Source organism: Streptomyces sp. NPDC002130 (assembly GCF_040296465.1).
Lineage (GTDB): Bacteria > Actinomycetota > Actinomycetes > Streptomycetales > Streptomycetaceae > Streptomyces.
Genome location: NZ_JBEOXI010000381.1, coordinates 1 through 5535, shown reverse-complemented (window position 1 = coordinate 5535; position 5535 = coordinate 1). Strand labels below are relative to the sequence as shown.

Sequence of the window (5535 nt, the reverse complement as noted above, 5' to 3'; positions counted from 1 at the left end):
GACCTCGGAGCCGAGGCCGGTTCCCGACAGCCGCCGGGGCAGCTCGCGCAACACGGCGAAGGCCTCGTGCAGCCGCCGCGTGGCCTCGCGGTCGGCCGGAGTGCGACCGGCCCCTCGCACCTCCCCGGATCACCCCTCCGGCGGCGATCCGGGGATCTGCGTCGGCCCGGCGCGGTCGAGGGCGTCCTCCAGCACGGCCCGGATCTCCTCGGGCATCAGGCCCGTGCGTCCCCAGACGAGGATCAGTTCGGCGACGTTGCGCAGCTTGATGTTGGTGTGCTGGGAGACCTCCTTCAGCACGGCCCACCCCCGGTCGGGGGAGATCCGGCCGAGCGCCACCACCATCCCGATCGCCTGGTCCACGACGGCGTGGGAGGCGACCGCCTCCTTCAGCTGCTGGACCTCTTCCTGAAGTTCGAGGATCCGATCCGAGCCCCCGTCCGTGGGCATGGTCACCTCCGGGTCCGGTGCGCCGCTGCCGCCAAGGCCCCATCGGGTGCTTGAGTACCTTGACGCAGTGTCCGACCCCTCCATCGTCGTCACTCGGTCCGCCCGGTGCCACCGGGGCGGACCAGCCCGGACGCCGTTTCGGCGCCCTCGCCGGGGTACTCGGCAGGCGCCCACAGCGGTTCCGGTTGGACACTGGTGTCAATCCTCCGGTGGCTGCCAGGCCGACGAGATCAGGACGCGACTGCCATGAACCACGACATGCCCACCTCCTCCGGCACGAAGGACGTCGTCTCATCACACTCCGTGTTCGGCGCGCCCTGCTGGGTGAGCCTGACCAGCCGGGACGTCAAGGCGACCGAGGAGTTCTACGGGGCCGTGCTGGGCTGGCAGTGGCGACCGGCCAAGCTCGGCGACCGGTTCCGGATCGCGCTGGTGGACGGCTCCCCGGTGGCCGGCATCGCGGGGGTCGCGGCCATGTGGCAGATGGCGGTGGCGTGGACGCCGTACTTCGCGGTGCGCAGCGCGGACGAAGCGGTGGCGCGGGTGCAGGAGCGCATGGGTACGGTCGCGGTCGGGCCGATCTCCCTGCCGCCGGGGCGGGCGGCGCTGCTGGCCGACCGGGACGGGGCGACCTTCGGCATCTGGGAGGGTGACCTCTTCACCGACTGGGAGACCTGGCGCAACGCGCAGCCGGCCTTCATCACGCTCCACACCCGGGACGCCTTCGACGCGGCCATCTTCTACGGCGAGATCCTCGAGTGGGCGAGTCGGCGGCCGGGCTGCTGCGAGGTCCACTACGAGGGCGGCGAGGTCGTGCTGCGCAGCCGCGGGGACGTGGTGGCCCGGATCGAGTCAGGGGCCCTGGAGGCGGCCCCCGACCCCGCGATCCGGCCGCACTGGCAGGTCCACTTCTCCGTCGACGACGTGGAGGCCTGCGCCCGTGCGGCGGAACTCCACGGCGGCAGCGTCCTGGCCAAGGGCAGCGACGAGGCGGTGCTGCGCGACCATGACGGCGCGCAGTTCACGGTGACCGCGCGCCGCGACCGCTGACCCTCCTTGTCACTCCCTCTCGCGTGACGCCCGTGACGGCCGGGACAGCAGGACCAGGCTGCGGGCGTCGACGGTGAGGCCCGTCCCCGCCTTGTGCTCGGACTCGTCGGGGGTGCCGTCCGGGTCGGCCGTGTCGATGAGGGTTCTCCAGCGTTCGCCGTAGGAGGCGTTCGGGAGGCGGAAGTCGACCGGTTCCCAGTGGCTGTTGAGGAGCAGCAGGAACGAGTCGTCGACGACCGGGCGCCCCCGCGGATCGGGTTCGGCGATGGCGTCGCCGTTGAGGAAGACACCGACGGAGTGCGCGTCGCCGCGCTGCCAGTCGTCGTCGGTCATCTCGCGGGCGTCCGGCGCCAGCCACACCAGGTCGGGCAGCGGCTGGTCCGCCCGGGTCAGGGTTTCGCCGAGGAAGAAGCGGCGCCGGCGCAGCACGGGATGTCCGGTGCGCAGCCGGATGACGTACCGGGTGAACTCCAGCAGATCGCGCTGCTCCTCGCAGAGCCGCCAGTCGATCCAGGAGATCTCGTTGTCCTGGCAGTAGGCGTTGTTGTTGCCGCCCTGGGTGCGCCCGAGTTCGTCCCCGTGGGAGAGCATCGGGATGCCCTGGGACAGCAGCAGCGTGGCGAGGAAGTTGCGCTGCTGACGCGTGCGCAGTTCCAGCACGGCCGGGTCGCGGGTCGCCCCCTCGGCGCCGCAGTTCCAGGACCGGTTGGTGCTCTCGCCGTCCTGGTTGTCCTCGCCGTTGTCCTCGTTGTGCTTGTCGTTGTAGGAGACGAGGTCGCGCAGGGTGAAGCCGTCGTGCGCGGTGACGAAGTTGACGCTGGCGCGAGGCCGGCGCCTGCTGTGCTGGTACAGGTCGGAGGAGCCCGTGAGCCGGGAGGCGAGTTCGCCGAGCGTGTGGTCCTCGCCGCGCCAGAAGTCCCGGACCGCGTCGCGGTACATGCCGTTCCACTCCGACCACAGCGGCGGGAAGTTGCCCACCTGGTAGCCGCCCTCGCCGACGTCCCAGGGCTCGGCGATCAGTTTGACGCGGCTGATCACCGGGTCCTGCTGGATGAGGTCGAAGAACGCCGACAGCCGGTCCACCTCGTGGAACTGCCGGGCCAGCGTGGCCGCGAGGTCGAAGCGGAAACCGTCGACGTGCATCTCGGTCACCCAGTACCGCAGCGAGTCCATGATCAGCTGGAGAACGTAGGGGTGGCGCATGAGCAGGCTGTTGCCGGTGCCGGTGGTGTCGTAGTAGTGCTCCCAGTCGCCGTCGACCAGGCGGTAGTACGAGCAGTTGTCGATGCCCCGGAAGGACAGGGTGGGGCCTTTCTCGTTGCCCTCGGCGGTGTGGTTGTAGACCACGTCGAGGATCACCTCGAGGCCGGCCGCGTGCAGGGTCTTGACCATCTGCTTGAACTCGGCGACCTGCTCGCCTCGCGTGCCGTGGGCGGCGTAGCCGTTGTGCGGCGCGAAGAAGCCGATCGTGTTGTAGCCCCAGTAGTTGGCCAGCCCGCGGTCGCGCAGCACGCCGTCGTGGACGAACTGGTGCACCGGCATCAGCTCCACGGCGGTGACGCCCAGGGAGGTCAGGTGCTCGACGGCCGCGGGGTGGGCCAGCCCGGCGTAGGTGCCCCGGAGTTCCTCGGGGACCCCGGGATGGGTGCGGGTCATGCCCTTGACGTGGGCCTCGTAGATCACCGTGTCGGCGTAGGGCCGGCCGGGCCGGGCGTCGTCGCCCCAGTCGAAGGCCGGGTCGGTCACGACGCCGAGCATCGTGTGCCCGGCGCTGTCGGCCGGGTCGGGGCCGTCGGGGTTGCGCTCGTAGAGCGAGGGGTGGTTGTCGATCTGCCCGTCCACCGCACGGGCGTACGGGTCGAGCAGCAGTTTCGCCGGGTTGCAGCGGTGACCCGCGGTCGGGGCCCACGGCCCGTGTACTCGGTACCCGTAGCGCTGGCCCGGCCCGACGCCGGGGAGGTAGCCGTGCCACACGAAGCCGTCGACCTCGTTCAGCGGCACCTGGGTGTGGGTGCCGTCGTCGTCGACGAGGACCAGCTCGACGCGCTCGGCGACCTCGCTGAACAGCGCGAAGTTGGTGCCCTCCCCGTCGTAGTCCGCCCCCAGTGGGTAGGGGCGCCCGCCCCAGGCGGACGCCCCTTTCCGTGACGGCCGGCGCGTCACCGCGCGTCCTCCAGGACATCGGCCGGGATGCCGGCCGGCCCGGCCAGCTGCGTGACCCGCTCCTCGCGGGGCACGTCGAGGCCCTCGCTCTCACGCGGGGCGGGAGCGGTCGGCACCAGCGGGACGCGTTCACCGGCGCGGGCGCGCTGCGAGAACCAGATGACCTTGCTGCCGGTCTCGGTCGCGCAGCAGCCCCAGCCGTCGCTCATGGCCGCCAGGTGCTCCAGGCAGCCTCGCAGCTCCTGGTCCGGGCGCAAGGCGCGGTCGTTGTCCCCGATGGCGGTGATCAGGTGCTGCCCGTTCCACCACATCTCGATCGACGTGTTCTTGTCCGTGGCGTGTTCGTCGATGGCCTTGAGCAGCATCTCGGCACCGCCGCAGACGGGCTGGACCAGGTTGTCCAGGTCCCAGAACTTCAGGTGAGCGGCCAGAATGCGGCTGACCTGTCCCACCCGTTCCGGGCTGACTTCCACGTCGAGGTGGTAGTAGCAGGGCACTGCGGTCTTCATCGGTCGGCTCCTCACCGCGAAGCTCGGTTCCTTCTCGCTCCCGCGGTCCTGCGGGACGAGCCCCGAACACGGAACGTGAGCGTCTATCGCTTCTGAGTCACACTCAGCCTGAGGGCGATAGCCCGTTCGTGCAACACGAGCGCACAGCTGAGGTGGCAGTACACACAAGTGAGCGGATTCGGGTGACCCGAACGGCCCAGGAGAACCGCGACTGGTTGAAGATCCAACAAGACGCTGTGTCGTTGCGCGTGCACCATGTGTGAAGAACTCGATCGCCGTTACGGGTCCGTGTCGCTGTGCGCGCGTACGCCGTCCGACCGTCGGGAGACCGTGCCCCTCGAGCCCCGAAAGGTGATCGGCGCCATGCTGCTACCCGCCAAAGCCGAAGTCGCCCGGCAGTTGCGGCGTTACCGGGCCTGGGAACGCGTGATGCTCGCGGCACCGAACGACCGCACGGTGCGGACCACGTTCGAGGACTCCGGCTACACGCTCTGTGTGCTGATGGGCAAGCGCTGCGCTCGCGAGGCCGCGGATGCGGCCGAGCGGTACCTGCGCACGAACCACGTCACCTACCTGCAGGAACAGCAGATCACCTGCCTCCAGGAGCAGCACGTCACCTGTCTGCAGGAACCCGGCGAACGACCTCGTCCGGCCACGGCGGTCCGACGCAGAGCGCCGGCGGCGGAGCGGAGATCCCCGGCTGCCGAGCGCAGATCCCCGGCGGGAAGGTAACGGCCTTCCCGCACATCCCGTCCCCCGGCCGGGCCCTGCGGCCCGGCTTTCGAGCACGCTGGAGGTGAGGACCATGAGAAGGACCCGGGCCATCGGCCGCATCCCGGTACGGGACGTCCGCCCGGCCGTGGAGAGCGGCAACCGGCCGGCGAAGGCGGTCGTGGGTGAAACGTTCGAGGTCACCGCCATCGTGTTCCGAGAGGGGCACGACGCGGTGGCCGCCAATGTCGTCCTGAAGGACCCCGAAGGCCGGCCCGGGCCGTGGACGCCGATGCGTGAGCTCGCCCCCGGCAGCGACCGGTGGGGCGCCGAGGTCACCGCGAACGCCGTCGGCCGCTGGTCGTACCGGGTGGAGGCCTGGAGCGATCCGGTGGCCACCTGGCGCCACACGGCGGGCGTAAAGATCCCGGCGGGCATCGACCCGGGCCTGGTTCTGGAGGAGGGCGCGGAGCTGCACGAGCGGGTAGCGGCCGGCGTGCCGAAGGGAGCCGGCCGCACCGTGCTGCTCGCCGCGGCGGAGACCCTGCGCGACGACTCGCTGTCCGCGGCGGCTCGTCTGGCGGCGGCGCTGACGCCGGAGGTGGACGCGGTCCTGGCCCGGCACCCGCTGCGGGACCTGGTCACCAGCAGT

The 5535-nt window shown here is 70.9% G+C and carries 6 protein-coding genes; 3 read left to right on the top strand and 3 right to left on the bottom strand.

The genetic code is table 11. The features are described from left to right. Positions 1–129 precede the first annotated feature (129 nt). Positions 130–450, bottom strand: a complete 321-nt coding sequence (locus ABT116_RS38915) for an ANTAR domain-containing protein (RefSeq protein WP_351644334.1) — start codon at positions 448–450, stop codon at positions 130–132. Positions 451–696: 246 nt separating this feature from the next. Between ABT116_RS38915 and ABT116_RS38910 the strand changes: the two genes are divergently transcribed. Next, positions 697–1500 carry a VOC family protein gene (locus tag ABT116_RS38910; protein WP_351644331.1) on the top strand — a complete coding sequence of 268 codons (804 nt, stop codon included), beginning with the start codon at positions 697–699 and terminating at the stop codon, positions 1498–1500. 9 nt (positions 1501–1509) lie between these two features. Here ABT116_RS38910 and glgX read toward each other — a convergent pair whose 3' ends face one another. Together glgX and ABT116_RS38900 are read right to left on the bottom strand one after the other, a co-directional pair. Continuing rightward, on the bottom strand, positions 1510–3663 hold the full coding sequence (gene glgX / locus ABT116_RS38905; RefSeq protein ID WP_351644329.1) for a glycogen debranching protein GlgX: 2154 nt from the start codon (positions 3661–3663) through the stop codon (positions 1510–1512). Then, a complete protein-coding gene (locus tag ABT116_RS38900) occupies positions 3660–4172 on the bottom strand; it encodes a pep a2 (protein WP_351644327.1) in 513 nt (170 codons plus the stop codon). The genes glgX and ABT116_RS38900 overlap by 4 nt, the downstream gene beginning before the upstream one ends. 363 nt (positions 4173–4535) lie before the next feature. Between ABT116_RS38900 and ABT116_RS38895 the strand changes: the two genes are divergently transcribed. Then, positions 4536–4904 (top strand): DUF5133 domain-containing protein, encoded by a 369-nt coding sequence (locus tag ABT116_RS38895; protein WP_351644324.1) that lies wholly within the window; start codon positions 4536–4538, stop codon positions 4902–4904. A 73-nt stretch (positions 4905–4977) separates the two neighbouring features. Then, on the top strand, positions 4978–5535 hold a 558-nt coding region (locus tag ABT116_RS38890; RefSeq protein WP_351644321.1), incomplete at its 3' end, for a maltotransferase domain-containing protein.